Genomic DNA, 25,065 nt, shown 5'->3' with positions numbered 1-25,065 from the left:
TCGTTGTTATGGATAATCTACCAGCCCATAAATTGGCGGTGATTGAACCACTGATTCAAGCCGCTGGTGCAAGTGTTATGAATTTATCACCCTATTCTCCTGACTTTAATCCAATCGAATTATGGTGGTCACAACTCAAAACTTTTTTACGTAAGTTTAAGTTTTCGCCCACTACTACCAAGATGGTTGATGTTTTACTAGCTACGGCGCTTGACGCGGGTTAATCCACAGCACTTTAAAAACTGGTTTACAAGCTGCTGCTACTGTACTTCATAAACCTGGAATCCGCTGTATAGCGGTGTGAGATGGGCTTTTTGTACTATACATTTTAACCGATAAAAAGGCTCTTGACGCCGATTATAAGTCAATACGGTTCAGTTAAGATCGATCCCCCCTAGCCAAGCCAAGGGCGGGCACGGGGAGTAGGGGTCGCACCGCCCCTACAAGGGGGGGACAAGAAGTTGCTCAAAGTCAACCCCTACTCCCCAACAATCAGGGGGATTTAGGGGGATCTCCGGGGAATTAACAGTGTTAACTGAACCGTATTGGATTATAAGTGGCTCCACCTAATTCAACCGAATTAGCGCAGTTGATAAGCTGTCGGGCATCTAACTTGTATTTTGGGGCGGGCAAGATACGCACAATAATTTCATCAAACGTGAGTATAAAATTTAGATGCGCCTTAGCTTACCAGTTTCAAAAAAATGCAATTATAGAAAATGTCCAAACCCGATAGTCATCAGTCATATAGAAATCCTTGCAGGAGTCGTAAATTTTTACCCCACCCCAACCCTCCCCGATGCCTTGGGGAGGGAGTAAGAAATTCACAAATGATTTAGGATTGCTAGAGCTAATGCTTGAATCTAAAATGTACTTCCAATTATCCAAATTTATGCAATAGTGATGTAAGAACTCGTTCCCCAAAGATTTATCCTGTTGGTGGCGCAAGGCGATTAAATTATTTTTAACGACTTAGGTGTTAAATCAATGCTTTTTGGGAATCTACTTTGAGGCAATTTTTGTTAAAGTCTCAGTGTCATTGTAGCATATTTTAGGGCGATGATATTAGTTTAATACCAATTTAATGTGAAGTTGCACATATCTCGATCCCCCTAAATCCCCCTGATTGTTGGGGAGTAGGGGTTGACTTTGATCGGAATCTTGTCCCCCCCTTAGTAGGGGCGGTGCCAAGAGTGCCCGCCCTCTTGGCTAGGGGGGATCGGATTCTACGAGGCCTCATAAAAAATTGGTATAAACTGATTAAAAATTAGGCTGCAAAAATCCGATGATCCACAAGAAGAACCGCAAAAAGTTACCCTTATTGGCAGCATTCTTAGTCTCGCCATTTATTTCTTGGTTCCTAAGTACGATCGCCCTATTTCTCAGTCTCTGGGTGATCGTACCAGCACCCACGATGTTCCTGTACCCTTTGGCGGTGGGAGCACCAGAAATCAGTCCTTGGTTGGTTGCTATCAATACGATCGCCCTTCTGCTGAACCTGCTCAGACGGCATCAAGGTAAAGTCTACATTATTTTACTGATTTGTAACCTGTTCGCCCTCATCCTGGGCCTGCTTCCCCTGATTCAGTTCCCAGCAGCCAATGCAGCCATAGCTACCCAAATGCAAGCTGTTTTAGGGGAAAACTATTTAGCAGCGATTCCTCAAGCCGATCGCGCGCAGCTACGCCCTCAAGCGTTTATCCTCGCAGATGCGTTCCGAGGAATTCCCATCAGAGAGGTTAGGATCGATCGGGCTATTGGATTTGCCAACCCTGACGGAGTTTCACTGCAACTAAACCTTTATCGGCCGATGCAAATTGGCAAATATCCGGCGATTATCACGCTCTACGGAGGAGCTTGGCAGAGAGGCAATCCCGATTCCAATGAGGAATTCAGCCGCTACATGGCCGCCCAAGGCTATTGTGTGGTTGCAATCGCTTACCGCCACGCTCCCAAGTATCGATTTCCTGCTCAGCTTGAGGACGTACAAGCCGCTCTTTCCTATATCAAAACTCATGCTGCTGATTGGGAAATCGATCTCGATCGAATTGCTCTGATGGGAAGGTCTGCAGGTGCCCATTTAGCAATGCTAACTGCTTATGATTCTAGTGTGCTTCCAGTTCGAGCAGTAGTGAACTATTACGGGCCAAATGACCTGATCCGGGGATACAATGACCCACCTTTTCCTGATGCCATAAATGTTCGAGCCGTCTTACGTGCCTTTTTGGGAGGAACGCCAGATGAACTCAATGAGCTTTACCGTCGGGCTTCTCCCATAAATTATATTAAACCCAATCTTCCCCCTTCTCTACTGGTTTATGCAGGTCGCGACCATATCGTTCAGCCCAAGTTTGGTCGATCGCTCTACCAACGATTGCGAGCCACGGGCGAGCGGGCTATTTTGCTCGAAATTCCTTGGGCTGAACACGCCTTTGATGCAGTTTTTAATGGGCCGAGCAATCAATTAGCTTTGTACTACACAGAACGCTTTTTGGCTCATACTCTGAAGTCTTCCGATTACCAACGAGTTAACTAAAAATTATCAACTTATTCATTTATGCTCAATAAACTGCGGCTATAACAGTTTAATAAGTTCCCAAATCTCGTAAAGATTTCTACGGCAAATTGTCGCACCAACTTTTAGAAGAGTTGCCAGACTTTATTTATTATATAGCGGTTCGATCGCGTGGTGAGGTATGCCCCATGCCCCATGCCCCATGCCCCATGCCCTATGCCCCATGCCCCATGCCCCATGCCCCATGCCCTGTTACACTGAAACCCTGGGGTTGTGTGCGATCGGTGCGATCGACCTTTCTAAAAAAAACATAAAATTCTGTAGCCTGCGATACATTTATTTTGTTAATGATTGTTTAAACTCTCCAAGTGTAGATTGTGTACTCTCCATAATTCTCCAAAACCCCTAAACGAGTGCGTTGTTTGCTGGACTGCGATTTATCGATCGTCGAACCGTTAAAAACCATAAGTAGTTTTGACCTGAATTCATCGGAATTGATTCGCACAAAATTTTTGAGCTGACCAGGGTGAATATTAGTTACTAAATTTGTGCAGTGCAGACATCTATAATGTTGACTCAAGTTTGTACAGGCTCTTGCCATCTATCTTCTTGCTAATAACCGAAATCCAACCGCATCTCACACAGGATTGTCACGCCCGGTGGACGGCGAAGTGATTGCGCCTCGCTCATCCAATCTTGTAGAGCCTGCCAAAAAAGGCATTCTCGCAAAAGTTAGCTTTGACAAAAAATGTTGGGTAAATCTCATATGTTGCACCATTCTCAATTAGCCTTTTATGAACAGGCTGGACGGGCTGTGAAGCGAGAAAATTGATCTCTTGTGGAACGGGCCGAAGAGCCCGTTCTTGAGAATGGTGCAAAATCTTGGGTAAATCCAACATATTCGTCAATCGTTAGACTTTTGCTAACATCTATTTTTTATCAACAACTCGTCCTGCAATCCCAATAAAAATAACCATGAGTGGAAACCAATCGCGCGTTCAAGCAATTTCTCAAATCGTCAACCGCAAACAGATGCCTGCCCAGCCTCCCAAGCGGCTAGAAGATTTGTGGGCAACAGACGTTTTTAGTCTGAGCAAAATGCAAGAAAGTCTGCCCAAAAGTATTTTCAAATCAGTAAAAAACACCGTTCAAACAGGCCAAAAACTCGATGATTCCGTAGCTGATGTAGTTGCAGCAGCAATGAAAGATTGGGCTATTTCCAAAGGAGCCCTCTACTACGCCCACGTATTTTACCCGCTAACCAACAGCACCGCCGAAAAGCACGATGCTTTCATCTCAGTGCAAGGCGATGGCTCCGTCATCTCAGAATTTGCAGGTAAAGTTCTAGTACAAGGCGAACCCGATGGCTCCTCATTCCCCAACGGCGGCATTCGCTCCACTGCCGCCGCTCGCGGATATACAGCCTGGGATGTCACCAGCCCTGCTTATGTCATGGAAACAGACAACGGCATGACATTGTGCATTCCCACTGTTTTCATCTCCTGGACAGGTGAAGCCTTAGACAAGAAAACGCCGCTTTTGCGTTCCATTGCCGCAATGAACAAAGCAGCAATCCGAGTGTTAAAGCTATTAGGAAATACCGAAGTTGCTCCCGTCAATTCCAGTTGCGGGCCCGAACAAGAATACTTCCTGGTAGATGCCAATTTCACCACCAGTCGCCCCGATTTACTGCTAGCAGGTCGCACCCTTTTTGGCAAACCTCCTGCGAAAGGTCAGCAATTTGACGACCACTATTTTGGAGCGATTCCAGAGCGCGTTCAAGTCTTCATGCAAGAAGTAGAAGAAAGAATGTACCGGCTGGGAATTCCTGCCAAAACCCGCCACAACGAAGTAGCTCCCGGTCAGTTTGAAATTGCACCAGTTTTTGAAGCTGCAAACGTCGCCAGCGACCATCAACAATTAACCATGACAATTCTCCGCAACACTGCGAAGAAACACGGTTTTATGTGTTTGCTGCACGAGAAGCCTTTCGCCGGCATTAACGGTTCTGGCAAACACGTCAACTGGTCGGTCGGCAATGCCACCCAAGGAAACTTATTAGACCCAGGCGATACACCGCACTCGAACATACAATTTCTAGTATTCTGCGGCGCTGTGATTCGCGGAGTTCACAAATACGGCCCGCTATTGCGCGCGGTAGTTGCGACTGCCAGCAACGACCACCGATTGGGTGCAAATGAGGCTCCGCCAGCAATTATCTCTGTCTATTTGGGTTCGCAATTAGAAGATATCTTCGGGCAAATTAGCCGGGGAGAAATTAAGGACTCTCAATGTCGGGGAATTATGAACTTAGGTGTAGAAACACTGCCTACTTTCATGAAGGATGCTGGGGACAGAAACCGGACTTCGCCCTTTGCCTTTACTGGAAACCGATTTGAATTCCGTGCAGTAGGTTCCGGTCAGTCTGTTTCCGGGCCGCTGGTGGCGATGAATACAATTCTTGCAGATTCTTTGGACTGGATTGCTAACAAATTAGAAAGCGATTTGGCTAACGGAACTGAACTGAATGCTGCCATCCAAACTGTTTTGAAAGAAGTGATGGATGAGCACGGCGCGGTTATATTTGGCGGCAACGGCTATTCGGAAGAATGGCACAAAATGGCCGTTGAGGAACGGGGTTTAGCTAACTTGCGGACTACGGCAGATGCTTTGCCCGTATTGAAGGAAGGATACATTGAAGACTTGTTTGAAAAGACAGGTGTTCTGACTCCCGTTGAATTGGAAAGCCGTTACGATGTTTATGCAGAGCAGTATTTGCTGGCAATTGAAGTCGAAGCAAAACTGGTATCAAGCATGGCAAAAACCATTATTTACCCCGCAGCGGTGAGGTATTTAGCTGAACTTTCCGGCACGATTTCTAAATTGAAAGAGATTGGGATTGAGCTGGAAAAGGAAAGTGCCGAAAAAGTAGCGGTGCTGGTTAAGTCAATGATGGATACTGCGAGCAAGTTGAGTGATGCTTTGAGCAAGCACGATTTTGCTTCGACCGAAGACCATATGCAGTATGCTTCGCAAACAATTCGTCCTTTGATGGATGAGGTTCGCCAGTATGCGGATGCTCTGGAAGGTGAAGTGGCTGATGATTTGTGGCCTCTGCCTACTTATCAAGAAATGCTGTTTGTTAAGTAATCGCGAATTCGGTTAATTGCAGGTTAGATTTGTAAGGACACGGCAGTGCCGTGTCCTTACTTGTTTTTGAGGTTAAATGAGTGGTACGCTGAATCGGCCAGAGTCATTAAATGCCAGCTACAGTAAGAGTTGTGAAGATTGTTGAGGTACCATTCAACAAATTTATCGACCTAGAAAAAGTAATATTCCTGCGAAAAGCTATTATGCGAATTCAATCTCTTTTCAAACAAATGACTCTGGCGGCTCTAGCTCTATTTTTGGCGATCAGTTGCAGTCGATCGACTCCGAACGTAAACTCTTCCCCTGAAGCAACTACCTCTAGCAGCTTTAGAGTGGCAATGGTCACCAGAGGCTCCAAAGACAACAACAGTTGGGCTCAAGCTTCTTTTGAAGGATTGAATCTAATCAAAAATAAATTTAATGCTCAGGTAGACTTTACTGGTCTTGACGGTGAAGATAGTGAAGCTGCCATTAGCAAATATGCCCAGTCAGGCTATGACCTGGTAATTGTAGCCAATGGTGGCTATGCCAAAGCTGCCGAAAAGGTCGCTCAAGAATTTCCACGAACGAAATTTGCCCTGGTTACAACGCATCCAGGGAATAACAGAAATTTGGGGGCTGTTGCCTTTCGCTCGGGTGAGGTGGGGTACCTCACAGGCGCTTTGGCTGCCATGAAGACCAAAAGCAATAAAGTTGGCTATATTGTGGGTGCACCTTATCCGGTTTATAAAGAAGAAGAAGCCTTGTTTAGGCGGGGAGTGAAGGCAACGAATCCCTCTGTTCAAGCTTCGACTGCTTTTCTCAACACTTGGAGTGATACGGACAAAGCCACCAAAGTCGCAACGGATATGGTTGCCTCTGGAGTAGATGTTTTGACCTTCAACGCGGATGAGGCAGGATTAGCCGCCCTAAAAGCCGTTACGCAAAAGCCAGGAGTCTTTGTGATTGGTTGGGCAAAGGATCAGTACGAACTGGCTCCCGGCAAAGTCCTAACTAGCGTTCTGCAGGACATTCCCAATCTGGTGCTAAATGCGGCCGTGTTAACCCAGCAAGGTCGCTGGGAAGGAAAACTTTACAAGTTTGGGCTCAAGGAAAATATCTACGACTTTGCCCCTTTCCGTGGTAGTCTCACGTCTCAGGAAGAGGACACTTTCAAGACCATCCGAGAAGCTGTGACGACTGGCAAAATCGATGTTTCTCCTTAGTGCGCCGATTAATTGATTTACCAAAATTGATCCTAAGTCCGATGCAAAATCAACGCAACGATCGCGCTCTGCCGATCGCCAAAAGCTCTCCTTCTCATCCCTGGCCACGCTTCTTATCTATTGCACATCAGCTCCGGTATGGTTTGATATTTTTGGTTCTCCTGAGCTTACTGCCCACTGGTGGGTTGTTGATCTACCTCAGCTTTCAGGCGCAGATCCAGCAATCGCGATCGCTCCAACAAGCGCGTAGTCAGACAGCAGCAGGGCAGATTGATAATTATCTAGATGACTTGAAACGAAAACTGAGCTATTTAGCTAGGGTCAAAGGACTCACCAACTTTCAACCTCAAGCGCAGCAGAGCCTGTTGGAAGGGTTGACTCGTCATAATGATGCTTATGAAGCCGTTGCCATTTTGAACCGGAAGGGACAAGTTGTCGCGTCAGTTTCGCCCTACGAACCGCTCAATTTAGAAAATCCCGCCAATTCGCCACTGTTTATTCGTGCCTTTAAACAACAGGAAGATTATGTCAGTCCTGTAGAAATTAATCCTCAAACCCACGAACCAAAGACCATTCTGGCGGTTCCGATTCGGAATGAGCGAGATGAGGTGGATGGGGTGCTATTAGCAGAGATAAATCTCAACTTTCTCTGGTTTATTGTTTCCCAAACGGAGGTGGGCAAGACGGGTTATGTCTATGTAGTTGATGAGCGTAATTTTCTCATTGCTCAAAAGGGTAGTAAGCCAGAAACATTTCAACTTGAAGATATTTCTAAGCGTCCCTTTTTTCAATTCTTGAAAGCATCCCAAGATACTAAGCGCCTTAACGTTTATCAGGGTCTAAAGCAGGTAGAAGTATTGGGAGCCAGTGCCTTAGTTCGGAGCGTGAATTGGAATGTGGTTGTAGAACTGCCAACGGCTGAGGCGTATGCTCCCGTTTACCAAATGCTCTCAGTTATGGGAGGCTCATTGGCGCTGGTGACGATCGTCGCTGTTGGCATTGGCTTTGTATTTATTCGGCAAATTGTGGTGCCCCTCCAGCGCTTAACCACGGCAGCTACTGAACTCAGTGCGGGGCAATTAGAGACACGGCTCAACATCGACAGCCAAAACGAACTGGGGACATTGGCGATCGCCTTTAACAATATGGCAACCCAGTTAGAGGAACTGATTAAAGCTGTTGAAGTGGAACGCAATTTTGTTTCAGCTATTCTTGAAATTGCAGGTGCCCTGGTAGTTGTGCTCGACCCGCAGGGACAAATCGTTCGCTTTAACCGAGCTTGCGAACAAATGACTCATTACTCGTTTAGTGAAGTGAAAGGGCGCTACATTTGGGACTTGTTCCCCAACTCAGACTTAGCTAGACAAGCCAAAACTACTTTTGAGTCTTTACAATCTGGTAATTTTCCCCAGCAGTATGAAGGCAGTTGGATGACCAAAGATCGACAACTCAGACTGATTGCCTGGTCAGATACTGCTTTACTGGACGATCGGGGAGAAATTGAGTACATCATCAAAACAGGGATTGACATTACTCAACGGAAACAGGTAGAAGAAGAACTCAAAGCCTCGCAGCAGCGGCTATCTTTTCTATTCCGCCAAACTTCACTGGCCGTTTTGGAATGGGATTTAAACTTTAAAGTCACGGCCTGGAATCCAGCGGCAGAGAAGATTTTTGGTTACACGGCGAAAGAGGCGATCGGACACCATGCCGCAGAATTAATTGTGCCTGCGTCTGCCAGAAAGGTAGTCGATCGAGTTCTGAACGAGCTGTTGAGTGAGCCCAGAGGACGCTACAACGTCAACGAAAATATTACGAAAGACGGCAAAACCATTATTTGCGAATGGTTCAATACGCCTTTAGTAGGGGAGGCTGGAAAGATTGTTGGAGTTGGCTCCTTCACACTCGATATTACTGAGCGCAAGCAAGCCGAAGCTGCGTTAAGGCAAGCAAAAGAGGAAGCTGAGGTTGCACTCAAAACCTTACAGCAAACTCAGGCACAGCTTATTCAGGCAGAGAAAATGTCAGGTTTGGGGCAACTGGTTGCTGGTGTTGCTCACGAAATTAATAATCCAGTCAACTTTATCTATGGCAACCTGAGCCATACTGCCGACTACACGCAAAATTTACTAAAGTTGATTCAGCTTTACCAGCAAACCTATCCAACTAATGCCCAAATTCAGGAAAAAATTGAAGAGTTCGAGCTGGACTACATTAGTGAAGATTTGCCCAAAATGCTGACTTCAATGAAGGTAGGAGCCGATCGCATTCGTCAAATTGTCCTGTCGCTACGAAACTTCTCGCGGCTGGATGAGGCAGAAATGAAGCCAGTTGATATCCACGAGGGAATTGACAGCACATTGATGATTTTGCAAAATCGGCTGAAGGCAAACCCGGCTCATCCTGCTATTGAAATTGTCAAAGAGTACGGTGACTTACCGCGAGTAGAGTGCTATGCCGGACAGTTGAACCAAGTCTTTATGAATATTCTGGCAAATGCGATCGATGCTTTAGAAAACTACGACAATCAGCGTTCTCGAAAAGACATCCAAACAAATCCCAGTCGCATCACTATTCGGACTAAGCTAGTCACAAACGAAACTCATTCTGGTTATTCAAAAAATGTAGTAATTCAAGTTCAAGACAATGGGCCTGGGATGCCGGAAACTGTTAGACAACAGGTATTCAATCCCTTCTTCACCACAAAACCAACGGGTAAAGGAACTGGATTAGGGCTATCCATCAGCTATCAAATTGTAGTTGATAAGCACGGTGGCTTCATCCAGTGCTTCTCTCAACCCCATCAAGGAGCAGAGTTCCGAATTGAAATTCCTGTTTTGCAAAGCGGTGCTGTAGCAATTGTTGGTAAATAACTGCTTGCACATTCCTCTATATAGCATTTATTAAGTAGGTTGGAAACTGTTATATCGTATCTAAATTATTTGTTTAAATAAAATAAAAGTCGTCAGCTCAAATTCAAGAAAAAAAGGGGATAGACAAGTAGTTAGTGCTAGTAGCGGGCGCTCTGACTCTCCACAGCAGGCTTTAAGAATTCGGGGATTTAACATAAGATTAGATCGACCTACTCAAAACTACATAAATGACAGTACCGCGTCTCGAACAATTTAGAGGTTGTCTGATCGGTCAGTGTCTGGGCGACGCTATAGGCTGTAGAGTAGAAGGCTATCCTCCCGAAGTTTGCCAAAACTTTGTCAACTACGAAGTTAGACTCAAAAAAATCAAAGATCGCGATCGGTTCGGCTTGCCTTTTGGTCAATACACCGACGACTCCCAACTCGCCCGCGAACTCCTCCAAAGCTATGTCGCTTGCGGGGAATTCGACCCCAGCGACTACGCCACCCGTATTGCTGACATTTTCGCTCAAGAGCGCATTGTCGGGCGCGGTCGATCGACAGAAGAAGCTGCAAACCGCCTGATTCGGGGCGTTGCTTGGCAAGAAGCTGGTACTCGTGCTCCCAATGCTGGTAATGGCAGTGCGATGAGGGCTGGATCGATCGGCTTAATATTCTACGATGACCCGTCCCAGCTTGTACAAGCTGCTTGCGATCAAGGGCGCATCACCCATCAAGATTCGCGGTGTTCTGCTGGGGCTGTGGCGATCGCCGGGGCTGTGGCGATCGCCCTTCAATCTGACATGATGATAGAAACTGAGCCATTTCTCGGTCAACTGAGCGAATGGGTAGGAGAAGTCGATCCTTCCTTTGCTGCTTTGCTCAAAGATTTGATTGATTGGGTGAAATTGCCCCCAGAAGAAGCCGTAGAGTTGATTTCTAGAGCTGGACTCCCGTTAAACTACGAGCACTCTTGGCAAGGAATTTCCCCTTTTGTAGTTGGTAGCGTCTTGTGGAGTTTATATGCGTTTTTGAGAACGCCTCAAGATTACTGGGAAACTCTCTGCACTAGCATCGCCGTCGGTGGCGATGTGGATACCACCGCAGCAATGGCTTGTGCCATCAGCGGGGCATTTCTGGGCGTAGAAGCCATCCCGAATCAACTAGCGGAACTTTTGAACGATCAAGGTACTTGGGGCCTGGGCGAACTGATTAAACTCGCTGACAATTGTTATCAGTTGAAAGTCAAGCTGTAGCCGCTTCTCACAACTTAGGACTTATGATTACGGCTAGATAAATTTGGGCGATCGATTGACCATAATATCCCGGCCGGGGCGGGTTTTTGAGATTGTCAATTATTGGCAAATATGGTTGGTGAACCCGCCCCTACGTGATTTCGGGTAATCGAGGGGACAGGATATTACGGGTAAGACAATTTGGACGATCGATTGACCATAATATCCCGGTCGGGGCGGGTTTTTGAGATTGTCAATTATTGGCAAATATGGTTGGTGAACCCGCCCCTACGTGATTTGGGGGAATCGAGGGGACATGATATTACGGGTAAGACAATTTGGACGATCGACCTTTGTGTTTCTAAATCAGTCGATCGCCCAGACTCAAATTCCCTCTATCATATCGTTTCCGGTTGGATGGGAATGATTAAACCGCAGAGTACGCAGAGAACGCAGAGTTCGAGAACAGAGAGATGAATAATTCCGATGAAGGGCGGATTTGATATCAAACGATTTTCTCGCTAGAAAGTTCCCCACTAGCAGGAGGCTCTACCGTATCACCAAAGGCAATCCGCAGAAAAGGCGGCGCTAAAAATGTCGTCAGAATCACCATGATAATAATCGAGACTTCTAACGGTTTATCCAAAACCCCACTCGCGGAACCGATGCCGGCAAACACTAACCCGACTTCGCCCCGAGGAATCATCCCCACTCCGATCGCCAATCGATTGATTCCAGGCTGACCAAACACCACCCAACCTGTTACGATCTTGCCCAAAATAGCAACCACAATCAAAAATACGGCAATCAAAAGTCCCGCCCGATTATCCGGCACTGTTGGGTTCAAAACCCCCAAATCCGCCCGTGCTCCCACCGTTACAAAAAAGATGGGTACAAATAAATCGGCGATGGGTTTCACCAATTCATCCAACTCCTGGCGGGCATCGCTTTCATCCAAAACCAAACCAGCCGCAAACGCACCCAAAATCGCTTCCAGATGAATTGCATTGCCCAGAAAAGCCATGAAGTAGGCAAAAATAAATGCCGGGATGATAATATTGCCGCGAGTTTTGAGTTGACCCACCACCGCCGAGAAGGTTTTGTCGAAGACACCGCCCAACAGAATCGAACCTAGCAGAAAAACAGTTGCACTGACAATCAAATAGATGACATTAACAACATCAATCTCCCCGGTTTTGGCTAAACTGGCGACAACAGCCAGGACAATAATTCCCAACACATCATCAATCACCGCCGCACCGACAATAATTTGACCTTCTTTAGAGTTCAGTTGTCCTAAGTCAGACAACACTTTAGATGTAATTCCAATGCTGGTTGCCGTCAAAGCTGCCCCCGCAAAAATTGCTGGAATTGCCGCCGTGTGGAAAATTATCATCAAGCCCGCAGTACCGGCGGCAAAGGGAACTGCCACACCTACGCAGGCGACAACGGTAGCTTGAATTCCGACTTGCTTGAGTTGTTTGAGATCCGACTCTAAGCCAATTTCAAACAGCAGAATAATTACGCCCAATTCAGCTAGCACTGAAATGACTTCACTCTGCGATTCAAACACACTGGTGAAGGCGGCAGGAGACAGATGATTAATCGATTGCAGAACTGTCATAATCCCTGAGTCTGAGGCTGACAGCTCGCTTCCGGGAAAAACGATCAAGTGTAAAGCAGATATTCCAATAATCACCCCTGCTACAAGTTCACCCAAAACCGGGGGAAAATCAAACTTTAGAGCCACTTCCGCGCCGATTTTACTGGCGATATAAATCACTACCAAACTGAGCAAAACTCCGCTGAGGACGATCGGCGAATTTTCTGCTTCGACTGTTGCTAACAAAGGTATGGGGGCAACTAGAGAAGCCATCCCAGAACTTAAAGCTGTAATTGTATGGTTCAAAAACATGGTTACGGTGATGGTAAGAAAGACAATGCTACGTTAATTGATGATTGAATTTATGAAGTGTAGTAGGGACACTCCAAGAGTCCATTAGTGTCAACTTAAGCCGAAAGACCGCCAGGGACTGAAGTCCCTGTCTAATAGCAAAAGTCCTCTGAAGAGGACTGATGAGTTGTTACCCATTTCTTTAGTCCTCTTCAGAGGACTTGTGCTTTGAGACAGGGGTTTCAACCCCTGTCGGACTGCGGGTTTGACGTGGAAAGTTGACACTCCTTGGGCGAAAGCCTTTGTCCCTACGGGGATTGAGCCAGAGGCGGGTGTACTTCATAAATGTGGAATTTGCTGTATCAAGCAAAACTTGAAGAACCCAAATCTGGCGGTACATCTTGCCACCGCCCTTGTCCGACTGCTTGAATTGCTTCTTTTAGCAAGATATCGCCGGTATAAATTGCCCTACCGACGATCGCACTTTTGACACCAATTGGTTCCAAAGCCAGCAAACTCAACAAATCTGCGATCGAACTAACGCCACCGGAAGCAATCACCGGAATCGAAATAGCGTTAGCAATTTCGCGCAAAGATTCCAAATTCGGCCCTTCCATAGTACCGTCGCGGTGAATGTCGGTGTAAATAATTTCAGCCGCCCCTAACTCGGCCATTTTTTGCGCCAATTCTGTCGCTAAAACTTCCGAAGTTTCTAGCCAGCCTCTAGTAGCAACTTTACCATTTCTGGCGTCGATGCCGACCAGAATTCGATCGGGAAATTCGGCGCACAATTCGCCGACTAATTGCGGTTGTTCGACTGCGACAGTGCCGAGAATGACGCGCCGAACGCCTAAATTGAGGATAGCAGCAACAGAAGCGCGATCGCGCATTCCCCCACCTACTTGACAGGGAACGTCTACTGATCGGACGATCGCTTCAATGGCTGCTTGGTTGACTGGATGACCTGCTTTAGCGCCGTCGAGGTCTACTAAATGCAGCATGGTTGCGCCTTCATTTACCCACTGTCTGGCGACTGCGACGGGGTTGTCGTTAAAAGTTTGAGACTTCGCGTAGTCTCCCTGATACAATCTGACGCATTTTCCATCCAATAAGTCGATCGCTGGAATTACATTCATAATATTTGGGAATGGGGAATTGGGCATCGGGCATGGGGCATCGGGCATCGGCCAAACAGGGCATTAGGAATTGGGAATAGTTTATTTTTGTTCCTTCTTCCTTCTTCACATCGATCCTCTTCCTTCTTATATACATTCGCAGCCGCTATTTAAATGAAACATAACCGCAGAAGAAAGCGTTGACCATAAAGGAGTATTGACATCAGCTTTTTGCAAAGCTTCTGCCGTCCAGTCGTTGCAAGTTCTCAAAATAGAGTAACTGCGATTTGCTTCATAAAAACTATCACTGTTGTGGTAGCCATAACTAATTTTTAGTTTATTACCTCCTGCGTCTAGTTGGAATGAATTTTTAATGAAATTCACAATGTTTAGATAATTAGACCCGCTAAGTTTAACACATTTTGTTTCTTTATTTTGTGGCCAAACCCGATAACCTTGTACTTGCACCGTAGACGGAGTAGGGAGAAATAGCGCCTTGAAAGCTGTAACTGGGTTGATACTTCCTGATGTGGGAGTTTCCAACATAAAAGCTCTATCTCCCCAGCCAAAAGACAAATATTGATAATCAGAAGTGGCATCCCGCCCTATTTCTGTTAGCCGTAAATATTGATTCCAGTCAAAAGATTCATTTTTAACTGGAACAATGATTTCGGTGTGGATGCCTTGGTTGGAAATGTATAGAGAGATTGTGCAATCTGCTTGCGAGTAATTTCCCCACTTTCTGGGAGTGAGATAGCCAATTGTTAGGAAAGCGCTTAAAAATAAGATGACAATTCCTAAGCGCTGTATGCTTTTTCTCATTTTAAGCGTGGGTTTCAAATGGGAGCATCTCATATTTGTAAAAACACTTCTTCTGGCTCCTTTCTTCTTCCTTCTGACTCTTTTCTCCTGACTCCTGACTCCTAACTCCTAACTCCAATTTAGGGCTTGGCTGCTTTCATTGAGATGCTCCCGTTTCAAATTCTGCCTTCGGATGGCGGGCGCTGCATCTTTGTGGGGAATAATTCTTGTAAGGCATAATTGCGCTGTTCGGGGGTTTCCCTAGCCCAATTCGACAAACTTTCGTAGAAAAAGAACGACACCCCAGCGAAATCTCTTTTTCGCACTTCTTGCACTTGTTCTTGAATTTGTTTGAGGGGCACGGAATTATTTTTAAGACCAGTCAAAATGCCGATCGCAGTTGGAATGTTAAGTTTAGCCAATTTAACTTCTTCCCGTTCCAGTTCGGCACTAAAACGCTTGATATCGCTGCGATAAACCTGCAACACAATTTCGTCGATGTAGCCGCGTCTTTCCCAGGTAAACCAGTCCTGCAAGTGGGCGGGTAAAGCAAAGTGAAAAGGGTTGGGAGATAAGCTGACAATACATTTTTCTTTGCGGGATTTGATGGCGCGGGAAACTCTGCCCACGAAGTCGTTAATTTTGTCAGCGCGCCAGCGCACCCAGAAGGTTTCGCGGGGGTCGTCGGAGGGAGGACTTTTGATTTGTTCCTGATACATTGACACTGTTAATGGCTCGTAACCAAATTCTACTGGCAAGCCAAAATGGTCGTCAAATTGAATGCCATCTATATCATAATTATCGACAACTTCTAGGATTAAATCTAAGATAAATTGCTGCACTTGGGGATGAAAGGGATTCAGCCAAACTCGATCGTGTTTGCCTTCTTTCCAAATAGTTGAACCATCGCGCCGCTGCGCCAGCCAGTCGGGGTGAAGTGTGGCTAATTCCGATTCGGCGGGAGCCATGAAACCAAACTCAAACCAGGGGATTACTGCTATACCTTTTTGGCGGGATTGTGCTATAATTTCTTTGAGGATGTCTCGGTCTTTCAATCCGGGCGATGGGTCGATCGCCTGTCCGAATACTCGTTGGGCTGCTGCGCTGGGATAAAGCGTATACCCTCCTTGCCAAACCGTGGGATAGATGGTATTGAAATTGAGTTGATCCAGTCGATTTACAGCGTCAATGATGTTGTTGCGGGAGAAAATAACGTCGCTGTCAATGTTCGTCAGCCAGACGCCGCGCAATTCGGTTGTTGGGGTTTTGGGCGGGGTTTGAGCCAAGAGACGCGGGGATAAAATCGCGGAGGAGGTAAGGGCGATCGTAAAAACAACTATTAAAGCCAGTATCCGCTGCCATTTGTGCAGTTTAATCATCAATTTGTCGCAAATATGATTATTTTTAGACTGATATTTTACCGTATAATGAGCTTGTTAGGGTGCGCCAGCTAGGGTTATTTGATTAAAAGTCGATCGCACATTTCCTGACGCCCCTACCACTTTTGATATTATTGGGGGTCAACAATGATACCCATAAATAATATTGTTCCTGTAGTATTGTCTCGAATGGCACAAAAGAAGGGACGGTTTACATTCATTTGAAAACCCGGCATAGATCTCGTTAACTCAATTACAGTCACGGCTGCTGCTTCTGTACCTTCTTCGTTAACTTCGACAAATGTCTTGTGTTTTACAGATCCTACTTCTACTTTGCTATCAGTCATCGGGGAAAAGTCTGTTTTCAATCCACCGAAAATTTCTGCCATTCCCAAAGCTATAAGTGTGTCGTTCAGTTTAACTTCATACTCCATTTTGAAGCGCGGTATTTCAATCATTCCACTTTTAACTCTAAATTCTTGCATCCATTTATCCCAGTTTTCTGGTGTTAATTGCTGCGAGAACGTTGCCAAATTGGTATTGGAGTTTGGCAAGAAAATATACATACTCAGAGCGCCTTTTTTGCCGTAAGGTAAACTGACTGCTTGAAAAGTCTCTGTTTCGTAGCACCGATAAGAGCCCATCTGGGACATCATTGGATGCTGTTTGGAACTGCTGTCTGTTAAATAAAAAGTTTTGTTGGCAGTGTGAGATTTATCAAAGGGCGTTTCCCAGTTGCCTTTGAAATAGATGGCGTTAATCAAAAACAAGAGTGTATCTGGCTTGATTTTAGTGACTATTTTATCAATTTTTCCGTGAGTTTTTTCGCTCACCCAGTTGTTAATGATGCTGAGAGCTTCTTGCTGACTATGAAAGTCTATTTCGCTAATATTGGCTTGGTAGTATTGTTGATTTATTTGCAAAAATTCGGGTTTTAATGAGAAGCCTTGTTGCGCCCAAAGCGCGTTGGCAATTGATACTTGGATCTTGGGGTCATTTTTTTGCAAACTGTTTTGCAAATTGTGATTGGCTGCGTTGATTGCTTTTGGACTCATTTTCGTTAATTCGAGAGCTTTTGTCATTTCTTGTTTGGTTTCTCCGCTGACTCCGTTGTATGCCATTGACAGTGCGAGGGCGACAGAAGTAGGGGAAATAAAGATATTTTGATTCGGCTGTTGTTTGGTGAGGGTGTTGAACAAGTTAAAACCAAATTTGGTATTAGCTGCAACAAGTCTGGCGTCTACATTTATCTGGTTGTTAGGGGGTGTCATGGCTAGAAGTTCTGAGTGATTGGGATGTGGGAGGTGGATGGCGTTAATTTTTAGTGGCGGCGCTAATTATGTGATTCAACCGGACATGATATCATATTCTATTGGTTAATTTTTTAAGAATAACCTTGCAGTTTCATAACTTGGCGGTAGTGCGCTTCAATCTCGCTCACCGTTTGCGATTGACGCTTGCTCGTCCACTCGCTGCGATCGAATAATTCCCGCATCAAAGCATCAACATCGATCGTTTTCACCTTACCTTCGGCGACAATTTGTTTGCCGTTTACCCAAACGCTGTCTACCGCATTAGTCGGGCGCCCTAAAATCAGCAAGCCGATCGGATCGGTGCGCGGCAGCAATGATAAACTGGTTAAATCATACAGCACAAAATCTGCTTTTTTCCCGACTGTCAGCGAACCCATTTCATCGGCGAGATTCAAGCCTTGTGATCCTCCCAGGGATGCCATTTCTACAGACTGGCGCGGTGTAATCCATTGGCGGTAATCCAAATCCGTGATATTGTGCAAAATCGAACCAATTTTAATCGCTTCCAGCAAATCTTGAGAGTCATTGGCTATCAAGCAACTTTAATAAAGTTAATAAATCCTAAAAATTATCAAAAAGTTGCCACGGATACTTAATTATAACAAAGATTTAAGATATGACAAGTTAGTAACAATCAAATAGTTATAAGATTGAAATTGTTTTTGAGCCAAAATCCCTATGAATCCTGATTCTCTCCGCACCTTGGGCGTACCGCCGAATGCTTGGAAAGTTGATGCCAAAATTGCCGATATCACCCGATCGCCGATCGCGCCTCAACCTGTTACCCTGGAAACAGAAACTAAAACTCTGCGTTTGGACTTAGCAAAAGCAGCAATGTTGGTGATAGATATGCAAAACGATTTCTGTCATCCCGACGGTTGGCTAGCACATATTGGCGTAGATGTAACGCCCGCCCGAACTCCAATTAATCCTTTAAAAAATTTGCTGCCAAAATTGCGATCGCACGCAATACCAATTATTTGGATAAACTGGGGAAACCGCCCGGATTTGCTCAATATTAGTGCAGCTTCCCGTCACGTTTACAATCCCACAGGATCCGGCGTAGGTTTGGGAGATCCGCTGCCAAAAAACAACGCACCTGTACTGATGGCAGGGAGTTGGGCGGCGCAGGTTGTCGATGAATTAAAACCCAAACCGGAGGATATTTGCGTTGATAAATATCGGATGAGTGGCTTTTGGGATACTCCTTTAGATAGTATCTTGCGGAACCTCGGCCGAACTACACTTTTCTTTGGAGGAGTAAACGCCGATCAGTGCGTCATGGCTACCCTGCAAGATGCTAATTTCCTCGGTTATGACTGTATTTTAGTCAAAGATTGTACAGCTACGACATCTCCCGATTATTGCTGGCAAGCTACTCTTTATAACGTTAAACAATGTTTTGGCTTTTTGTCGGATTCTCAGGCTATGTTAGAAGCAATTAAATAGTAGTCAGCAATGATTCCTAGAATGAGTGTAGGGGCAATCCCTCCGTGGTTGCCCCTCTTGATTAAGAAACTGAGTAGGCGGGTACGGGGCTGGGCGGGCACGGGGCTGGGCGGGCACGGGGGCACCGCCCCTACGATAATTAACAATTAAACAAAAAAAATGACAAACCACTGCATGATTCCTGTTATAAAGTCTCCGAAAGACTACCAAGCATTTCGGATCAGTCCGGGCGATACTAATAGATTAGCTATCGTCTTCGATCCGGTAATAGCTAATGTTTCATTAACAGTTTGCGTGGAGATTTTCGATGTGGGCGGCAAAACCCCTCCCAACCGCCATCAATTTGCAGTAGAAATGTTTTTTGTACTCAAAGGAACAGGGCAAGCAACCTGCGACGGCAAAACAGTTAGTATTCAACCGGGAGATAGTTTGTTAGTGCCTCCAACAGGCACTCACGTAATTGAGAATACGGGCAGTGAACGTTTGTACGCTTTGTGCATCATGGTGCCGAATGAGGATTTTGTGGAACTAATTCGCAGCGGTACACCAGTCGATCTCGATGAGGAAGATATGAGAGTTCTTGGGCGATCGGATGTACTCGTATCGTGTTAGGTTTTTAGTAAGGACTTTAATCCTTTAATCTCGTCCTAGGTAGAGCCTTGGAACATATATCTAGATGCTCTGCCTAGCTTCTTTTTTGCAGGTAAAATAATTTATGAGCGTTATATTTCACATTGCTAAAAGCCAACAGTGGGAAGAAGCAAAACACCTTCAATCCTATCGCGGCGATACCCTAGACTCGGAAGGATTTATCCACTGTTCGACACTCCCGCAAGTTGTTAGAACTTCCAACAAATTTTTTGCTGGACAAACAGGATTGCTGTTGTTGTGGATTGACTCGGAAAAAGTGGAAGCAGAAGTTAAGTATGAACCTGCTGCTGGAGATTTTTATCCACACATTTACGGGCCGCTGAATGTTGATGCTGTGTTGAAAGTTATTGAGTTTGAAGCTGGTGCCGATGGCAAGTTTGAATTGCCGGAAGAATTAAGAGATGTTGTTTAATACTCTGATTTTTGACCAGTATCAACTAACTTTTCAGGGCGGGCTATAAGCACACCCCACGGGAAAGTTGAATGTTGTGGAACGGGCATCTTGCCCGTTCAACTTTTGAGGGTAAAGTTGAATTTTTGAGGGAAAAGTTGAATTTTTGAGAAGAAAGTTGAATTTTTGAGAAGAAAGTTGAATTTTTGAGGGCGGGCTAGAAGCCCAACCCCTACTCCCCACAATACAATTAAGTGTCTTGTGGAACGGGCATCTTGCCCGTTCTAATTGCTGCAATATATCAATTTAAATTGACTGATTAACCAACTCTGCCGCCAATTTCAGCGCATCTTCGCGAGTCGCAATTCTACCCTCCACCCGCGCTAATTGAATCTCCATTAAAAATTGACCGATGCGCGGACTTCTGGGCAATTTCAAATATTCCATTAAATCATTGCCGCTAACTAATTGGGTAGGATGAGCAATAATATCATCAGCATCCAGATAGCGATTAATTAACAGTGAAATCTCATCAACCGCAACTCCCGCCGCCACCGCCAAAACCGCTAAAACTGGAAATACTATTCCCACATCCCGAAACAGAAAATACTGTTCTCGCAAAGACATTTCTGCGAGAGGTTTTGCTGGCAATTTGGGCAAGTATTTCAAAAGCCCGATCGCACTTTTAATCTCCGCATTGCTGTACTTCAACCGCTGCAACTGGGTTTCAGCAATTGTCGGGTCGGAATCTGCCAAAATAGCCAACTTCGCAACCGCCAACAACGGCGTTTTAATCGTATCTCGAATCGATCGCGAAAATTCTCTCCCCAAATCTGGATTAATTGCCGCTAACTTGGCAGCAGACGCATCAATTTTTGTCAAAATATCAAAACGGTCGATCGCACTTTCAAACCAAATCGAAAACAAACCGTCTTCGCAACCGCGACAAATCCAAGGAACACCGTCAGGATTACTCAACAAATAACCCAATTCCGTCCGCACCCGTTCCACCGCTACCCGACTCAACAGCGGCGCTAATTCCCGAATCGCAGATAGAGTTTCAGGTTCGATCGCAAAACCCAACTGCGCCGCTTGGCGGTAAGCTCTTAATAACCTTAGCGGATCGTCCTCCAAATTTGACCGCGAAATCATCCGCAGCACACCCAACCGCAAGTCAGTTTGACCGTCCAAAGGATCGATGATTTCTCCCGTAAAAGGATTGCAGGCGATCGCATTTATCCGAAAATCTCGGCGCAGCAAATCCCCCTCCAGACTCCCCCCTTCCGCTTGCGCCAAATCCACCGTACCGCCCGCAAATACAACCCGCGCAATTTGGCGTTCCGCATCCAACAAGACAAATCCACCATTCGTGCGATCGGCAATTTTTCGAGCAGTCTTCACGGCCCGTGTTAGCATAACGAAATCCAAATCAAAATAGTGCGATCGCCTCCCCAGCAGCGCATCCCGCACCGCACCCCCTACCAGATAAGCAGGCGGTGTCAGCAGTTCCAAATCAAACGGCCAAGTATCAGGAGATAATGAAGAGGGCAAATTAATCGGCATCGCAACAAAAATCTACAAACTTACAAACAATTAAACTCTTGCTACGCTAGATTAACAGAAAGCTCAAATTTCACCAATCTTTTTGAAATGCACAGAGGATATCAAGAATGTGTATTTGTATTAACTGCCACTATGTAGACCGCTGCTTCACCTACCACGCCGTAGAAGAACAGCACGAACAGCTTCACCTTACCGAAACACCCGATTTCGACCCCGTAGAACCCACAATCAACGTCAACATCCGCCCCCGCCAAGACGAAATTGAAATGGAATGGGATGTAGTCGGGTGTGAGAGTTTCAAGCAAGAGACCGGCAAATGGGCCTCATTGCGGCCAGGCGAACTCGTCCCGACTTAAGGAAGAAGTCATTAGTCAGTAGTCATTAGTCATTAGTCATTAGTCATTAGTCATTAGTTATTTGTTGGTTGGTTGTTGGTTGCTATTTGTTGTTTTTTATAGGTTTTTTGCGAGTTGTTGGCGATAACAACCAATAACCAATTCCCAATAACCAATTCCCAATTCCCGATGCCCGATGCCCGATGCCCGATGCCCAATGCCCGATGCCCGATGCCCAATTCCCCATTCCCAATTACAAATCTAAAATCTAAAATCTAAAATCTAAAATCCAATGTGCTATTGCTTAAACCCAACTTGTCAGAATCCGCAAAACCCAGGGGATGCAGAATTGTGCCAAAGTTGCGGCTCAAAATTGTTGTTGACTATTGACGCAGAAACGCCATCAGCATCTCGCTACCGAACCATAAAGCCGATCGGGCAAGGAGGCTTTGGCCGAACATTTCTAGCAGTTGATGAAACCAAACCCCTGATTTTTTCGCAGTGCGTAATCAAGCAATTTTTGCAGCAAAATACCGCAGCCGAAAAAGCCGCTCAACTATTTCACCAAGAAGCAGCCCAGCTAGAAACCTTGGGAAAACATCCGCAGATTCCCGAATTAATCGCGCATTTTGAACAAGACGGAAGACAGTATTTAGTACAAGAATTTATAGACGGCAAAAACCTAGCCAGAGAATTAGAACAAAAAGGAGCATTCACCGAAACTCAAATTCGGCAAATCCTCAACGATTTATTGCCAGTGCTCCACTTCGTCCACAAATCCAAAGTTATTCACCGCGATATCAAACCAGAAAATATCATTCGCCGCCGGCTAACTCCAGCCCCTTTACCCGCCTTAGAAAATTCCTATCAACCCTCTCCTTTCCAAAAAGATATTGTTTTAGTAGACTTTGGTGCAGCTAAGAAAGTAACAGCAACTGGGTTGCCACAAACAGGTACAATTATCGGCAGTGCTGCTTATACAGCCCCAGAACAATTGATGGGGAAAGCAGTTTTTGCTAGCGATATCTACAGTTTGGGCGTTACTTGCATTCACTTGCTGACTGAAATTCCTCCCTTCGATTTGTTCGACAGTACAGAGGATTCTTGGGCTTGGCGAAATTATTTGAAGACTGCTGTTAGCGATGATTTCGGCCGCATCCTCGACACCATGCTCCAAAGTGCCACCAACCGGCGCTACAGTTCAGCCTCAGCAGTCATCCGGCACTTGAACCCCAAACCGGTGTATTTAGACGCACAACCGGTGCTAGACGCGCCGGAAACGCCCGCAGAACGGCTGGTTACACCTGCGCCCGGTGTCTCGCTTTTCACTCGCCAACAGCAAGCCGAAATTCAGCAAGCTTTACAAGAGGATCTCGCCCCGTACAATGTTACAATCCAAGTCAGTCAAGCCAAGCAACAGCTCAATATCGTCATCAACAGAACCGAAGACAACCCCGTTTACTATCCGCACTTATCTCAAATAATTGCCACCAGACTCACCGATTTGCAGTTAAATAAAGTCGCAGCCGTGAAGCTGTTGGGAAGACTCAACAATTCTCGCCGCCCCGAGTGGAAGCAAATATTGCAAATCGATCCCAAGATTAAATTGAGAAACAAACTCGTGCGGCTGCAACACAATCAATTACTCAAGAAAGCCGCCTCTGTTACTACCCAAGAATTTTGGCTGCCGAAGTTGAAAACTCAAGATTTTTGGATAGATGCGCTAATGTTTGCCTTAGTTTGGTTTATCTTTGGCTCTCAAATAGTCATTTTTAACTCTTGGTTTGCGCTAATAGTTTCGTCGGGTTTTATGACGGTAAAGCATCAAGTTTCCCAACACAAAGAATTTGCCAATAAAAATTTATTTGCAAGTTTAGTAGTGCTGTTTTTGATGACTGGGGGTATGGGTAATTCCAGGATTTTAAATACGGGAATATTTGGCATTCTTTTGGGTTGCTTAGTTGTGGCTTTGCCCCTGTTTTTTGTTAAGGAAAATTACCAGTAATCGTGAATAGCAATCCCCAAGACGGAACATCTGTTAAAAAATACGGCTTAGCCCTGCACACAGCTAGTCGCGAACTCGGTTTAGCCATCAGCAATTTTGCCGGGGATTATCGCTGCCAAACTTGGAATTTGGATCGGGATTTAGCAACTCATTTGCATCAGTATTTAGTCGAGTTTATTGGGCCGCAAACTTGGGCGGAGTTGGCTTTTATTGCTGTGGCGAAGGGGCCCGGAGGTTTCACGGGGACTCGGATGGGTATGGTGACGGCGCGGACTTTGGCTCAACAGTTGGATATTCCTGTTTTTGCGGTTTCCACTTTGGCGGCTGTCGCTTGGGCGGAACCCCCCCAACCCCCCCTTAGCAAGGGGGGGCTTTTGAGTGCAGAACCTCCCCTTGCTAAGGGGGGGCTTTTGAATACGGAACCCCCCCGCGATTTTGTAGGGGCGGTGCCCCCGTGCCCGCCCCCACCCACAGATGATTTCCTGGGCATTTCAGGCATCGGGGCTCTTCACGAGGGTTTGCCCCTACAAGAAAATGAAACCGCCGTGCCCCAACCAGGGCGGGCACGGGGGCACCGCCCCTACAAGGGGGGGCTTTTGAGAGATGATATCGCGCTGCAAATGCCTGCACAGCGGGGACAATTGTTTGGGGCGGTTTATTCAGTTAACAAAGATTCTGGTTTAACTGAGTTGTTTCCTGAGACGGTGATGACTCCTGAATCTTGGCAAGAAAAGTTGGATGATTGGGGGAATTCTTATCAGTTAATTGAAGTTGGTAGCGAGTTGGGTTCGTCGGTTTCTAGTGTGTTGGAATTGGCTTATTTGGAGTGGCAAATGGGAAGTCGTCCTGATTGGTCGGATGCTTTGCCTTTTTACGGTCAACATCCGGTTAAGGGACACTGAATATTGGGAATAGGGAATTGGTAATTGGTAATTGGTAAATTGTTTATTTAAGGGCGATACAAACTTCCAGGCAAAAAGTTAATGTTAGGGGGTCTGGGCTTTCGGTTCGCAATCGATCGATCTCAGCTCGATCGCAGCCGCGAGATTCCATAAAATCAAGCATCCAGTTCGTTATGGTAGCAAGATCGATGTATTTTGCTCCGAGACAAACAGGGCAAATTTCTGGGCTGAGGGTACCGGTGCCGCCGCATTCGGGGCAATCCCAATGGCTGGTTAGGGGATCGGGGGTAGTTAGGATGTTGTTCATGCT

General features: G+C 45.8%; 19 protein-coding genes and 1 pseudogene. 12 read left to right on the top strand and 8 right to left on the bottom strand.

All coding sequences use genetic code 11. The annotated features are described in order from the left end of the window. From QUB12_RS25015 to QUB12_RS24990, 6 genes and pseudogenes are all read left to right on the top strand, one after another. Window positions 1-152: pseudogene (locus QUB12_RS25015) on the top strand (transposase); the annotation flags it as partial. Window positions 153-1,285: 1,133 nt separating this feature from the next. Then, entirely contained in the window at window positions 1,286-2,536 is a 1,251-nt protein-coding gene (locus QUB12_RS25010) for an alpha/beta hydrolase (protein WP_333143840.1), read from the top strand. A 954-nt stretch (window positions 2,537-3,490) separates the two neighbouring features. Then, window positions 3,491-5,665: a glutamine synthetase III gene (locus QUB12_RS25005; RefSeq protein ID WP_333143841.1), complete on the top strand. Its 2,175-nt coding sequence runs from the start codon at window positions 3,491-3,493 to the stop codon at window positions 5,663-5,665. Window positions 5,666-5,775: 110 nt separating this feature from the next. Continuing rightward, window positions 5,776-6,870, top strand: coding sequence for a BMP family protein (locus QUB12_RS25000; RefSeq protein ID WP_333143842.1), 1,095 nt, complete (start codon window positions 5,776-5,778; stop codon window positions 6,868-6,870). 41 nt (window positions 6,871-6,911) lie between these two features. Next, window positions 6,912-9,743, top strand: coding sequence for a PAS domain S-box protein (locus QUB12_RS24995; RefSeq protein WP_333143843.1), 2,832 nt, complete (start codon window positions 6,912-6,914; stop codon window positions 9,741-9,743). Window positions 9,744-9,970: 227 nt separating this feature from the next. Next, window positions 9,971-10,978: an ADP-ribosylglycohydrolase family protein gene (locus QUB12_RS24990; protein ID WP_333143844.1), complete on the top strand. Its 1,008-nt coding sequence runs from the start codon at window positions 9,971-9,973 to the stop codon at window positions 10,976-10,978. A 484-nt stretch (window positions 10,979-11,462) separates the two neighbouring features. Here QUB12_RS24990 and QUB12_RS24985 read toward each other — a convergent pair whose 3' ends face one another. The 6 genes from QUB12_RS24985 to QUB12_RS24960 all read right to left on the bottom strand — a co-directional run bounded on the left by QUB12_RS24985 (window position 11,463) and on the right by QUB12_RS24960 (window position 17,995). Next, the gene (locus tag QUB12_RS24985) at window positions 11,463-12,872 is read right to left on the bottom strand and encodes a cation:proton antiporter (protein WP_333308887.1); all 1,410 of its coding nucleotides are present in this window, start codon (window positions 12,870-12,872) and stop codon (window positions 11,463-11,465) included. A gap of 341 nt (window positions 12,873-13,213) precedes the next feature. After that, window positions 13,214-13,987 (bottom strand): 1-(5-phosphoribosyl)-5-[(5-phosphoribosylamino)methylideneamino]imidazole-4-carboxamide isomerase, encoded by a 774-nt coding sequence (gene hisA, locus QUB12_RS24980; protein ID WP_333143846.1) that lies wholly within the window; start codon window positions 13,985-13,987, stop codon window positions 13,214-13,216. 126 nt (window positions 13,988-14,113) lie between these two features. Next, entirely contained in the window at window positions 14,114-14,788 is a 675-nt protein-coding gene (locus QUB12_RS24975; RefSeq protein WP_333143847.1) for a TIGR02117 family protein, read from the bottom strand. Window positions 14,789-14,943: 155 nt separating this feature from the next. Further along, entirely contained in the window at window positions 14,944-16,146 is a 1,203-nt protein-coding gene (locus QUB12_RS24970; protein WP_333308885.1) for a glycoside hydrolase family 10 protein, read from the bottom strand. A gap of 131 nt (window positions 16,147-16,277) precedes the next feature. Further along, window positions 16,278-17,417 carry a serpin family protein gene (locus QUB12_RS24965; RefSeq protein WP_333308884.1) on the bottom strand — a complete coding sequence of 380 codons (1,140 nt, stop codon included), beginning with the start codon at window positions 17,415-17,417 and terminating at the stop codon, window positions 16,278-16,280. Between the two features lie 113 nt (window positions 17,418-17,530). Continuing rightward, the gene (locus QUB12_RS24960; protein WP_333308882.1) at window positions 17,531-17,995 is read right to left on the bottom strand and encodes an amidohydrolase family protein; all 465 of its coding nucleotides are present in this window, start codon (window positions 17,993-17,995) and stop codon (window positions 17,531-17,533) included. Window positions 17,996-18,137: 142 nt separating this feature from the next. Here QUB12_RS24960 and QUB12_RS24955 point away from each other — a divergent pair, with 142 nt between their 5' ends. From QUB12_RS24955 to QUB12_RS24945, 3 genes are all read left to right on the top strand, one after another. Next, complete coding sequence (locus QUB12_RS24955; RefSeq protein ID WP_333308880.1) at window positions 18,138-18,908, top strand: cysteine hydrolase family protein; 771 nt, start codon at window positions 18,138-18,140, stop codon at window positions 18,906-18,908. A 174-nt stretch (window positions 18,909-19,082) separates the two neighbouring features. Beyond that, entirely contained in the window at window positions 19,083-19,520 is a 438-nt protein-coding gene (locus tag QUB12_RS24950) for a cupin domain-containing protein (protein ID WP_333308878.1), read from the top strand. A gap of 103 nt (window positions 19,521-19,623) precedes the next feature. Beyond that, a complete protein-coding gene (locus QUB12_RS24945; protein WP_333102344.1) occupies window positions 19,624-19,971 on the top strand; it encodes a DUF952 domain-containing protein in 348 nt (115 codons plus the stop codon). Window positions 19,972-20,256: 285 nt separating this feature from the next. Here QUB12_RS24945 and QUB12_RS24940 read toward each other — a convergent pair whose 3' ends face one another. After that, window positions 20,257-21,513 carry a CCA tRNA nucleotidyltransferase gene (locus QUB12_RS24940; protein WP_333308876.1) on the bottom strand — a complete coding sequence of 419 codons (1,257 nt, stop codon included), beginning with the start codon at window positions 21,511-21,513 and terminating at the stop codon, window positions 20,257-20,259. A gap of 107 nt (window positions 21,514-21,620) precedes the next feature. Here QUB12_RS24940 and QUB12_RS24935 point away from each other — a divergent pair, with 107 nt between their 5' ends. The 3 genes from QUB12_RS24935 (at window position 21,621) to tsaB (ending at window position 24,755) form a co-directional block, all read left to right on the top strand. Continuing rightward, window positions 21,621-21,869, top strand: a complete 249-nt coding sequence (locus QUB12_RS24935; protein WP_333151402.1) for a Ycf34 family protein — start codon at window positions 21,621-21,623, stop codon at window positions 21,867-21,869. A 271-nt stretch (window positions 21,870-22,140) separates the two neighbouring features. Further along, entirely contained in the window at window positions 22,141-23,853 is a 1,713-nt protein-coding gene (locus QUB12_RS24930; RefSeq protein WP_333308874.1) for a serine/threonine-protein kinase, read from the top strand. 2 nt (window positions 23,854-23,855) lie between these two features. Further along, complete coding sequence (gene tsaB / locus QUB12_RS24925) at window positions 23,856-24,755, top strand: tRNA (adenosine(37)-N6)-threonylcarbamoyltransferase complex dimerization subunit type 1 TsaB (protein WP_333308872.1); 900 nt, start codon at window positions 23,856-23,858, stop codon at window positions 24,753-24,755. Between the two features lie 43 nt (window positions 24,756-24,798). Here the strand turns inward: tsaB and QUB12_RS24920 are convergent, their stop codons facing one another. After that, window positions 24,799-25,062: a hypothetical protein gene (locus QUB12_RS24920; protein WP_006632632.1), complete on the bottom strand. Its 264-nt coding sequence runs from the start codon at window positions 25,060-25,062 to the stop codon at window positions 24,799-24,801. Between the last annotated feature and the right edge of the window lie 3 nt (window positions 25,063-25,065).

Source organism: Microcoleus sp. B7-D4 (assembly GCF_036705125.1).
Taxonomy (GTDB): Bacteria; Cyanobacteriota; Cyanobacteriia; order Cyanobacteriales; family Microcoleaceae; genus Microcoleus.
This window is presented reverse-complemented; position numbering and strand designations above follow the sequence as displayed.

Excerpts from the sequence above, each read along its gene's own strand:
- QUB12_RS25010 (WP_333143840.1), top strand. The coding sequence starts at position 1,286 with ATGATCCACAAGAAGAACCGCAAAAAGTTACCCTTATTGGCAGCATTC.
- QUB12_RS24975 (WP_333143847.1), bottom strand. The coding sequence starts at position 14,788 with ATGAGAAAAAGCATACAGCGCTTAGGAATTGTCATCTTATTTTTAAGC.
- QUB12_RS25000 (WP_333143842.1), top strand. The coding sequence starts at position 5,776 with ATGCCAGCTACAGTAAGAGTTGTGAAGATTGTTGAGGTACCATTCAAC.
- QUB12_RS24935 (WP_333151402.1), top strand. The coding sequence starts at position 21,621 with ATGTGTATTTGTATTAACTGCCACTATGTAGACCGCTGCTTCACCTAC.
- QUB12_RS24950 (WP_333308878.1), top strand. The coding sequence starts at position 19,083 with ATGATTCCTGTTATAAAGTCTCCGAAAGACTACCAAGCATTTCGGATC.
- QUB12_RS25005 (WP_333143841.1), top strand. The coding sequence starts at position 3,491 with ATGAGTGGAAACCAATCGCGCGTTCAAGCAATTTCTCAAATCGTCAAC.
- QUB12_RS24990 (WP_333143844.1), top strand. The coding sequence starts at position 9,971 with ATGACAGTACCGCGTCTCGAACAATTTAGAGGTTGTCTGATCGGTCAG.
- QUB12_RS24945 (WP_333102344.1), top strand. The coding sequence starts at position 19,624 with ATGAGCGTTATATTTCACATTGCTAAAAGCCAACAGTGGGAAGAAGCA.
- QUB12_RS24985 (WP_333308887.1), bottom strand. The coding sequence starts at position 12,872 with ATGTTTTTGAACCATACAATTACAGCTTTAAGTTCTGGGATGGCTTCT.
- QUB12_RS24965 (WP_333308884.1), bottom strand. The coding sequence starts at position 17,417 with ATGACACCCCCTAACAACCAGATAAATGTAGACGCCAGACTTGTTGCA.
- QUB12_RS24920 (WP_006632632.1), bottom strand. The coding sequence starts at position 25,062 with ATGAACAACATCCTAACTACCCCCGATCCCCTAACCAGCCATTGGGAT.
- QUB12_RS24970 (WP_333308885.1), bottom strand. The coding sequence starts at position 16,146 with ATGATTAAACTGCACAAATGGCAGCGGATACTGGCTTTAATAGTTGTT.
- QUB12_RS24940 (WP_333308876.1), bottom strand. The coding sequence starts at position 21,513 with ATGCCGATTAATTTGCCCTCTTCATTATCTCCTGATACTTGGCCGTTT.
- QUB12_RS24995 (WP_333143843.1), top strand. The coding sequence starts at position 6,912 with ATGCAAAATCAACGCAACGATCGCGCTCTGCCGATCGCCAAAAGCTCT.
- QUB12_RS24930 (WP_333308874.1), top strand. The coding sequence starts at position 22,141 with ATGTGCTATTGCTTAAACCCAACTTGTCAGAATCCGCAAAACCCAGGG.
- hisA (WP_333143846.1), bottom strand. The coding sequence starts at position 13,987 with ATGAATGTAATTCCAGCGATCGACTTATTGGATGGAAAATGCGTCAGA.
- QUB12_RS24955 (WP_333308880.1), top strand. The coding sequence starts at position 18,138 with ATGAATCCTGATTCTCTCCGCACCTTGGGCGTACCGCCGAATGCTTGG.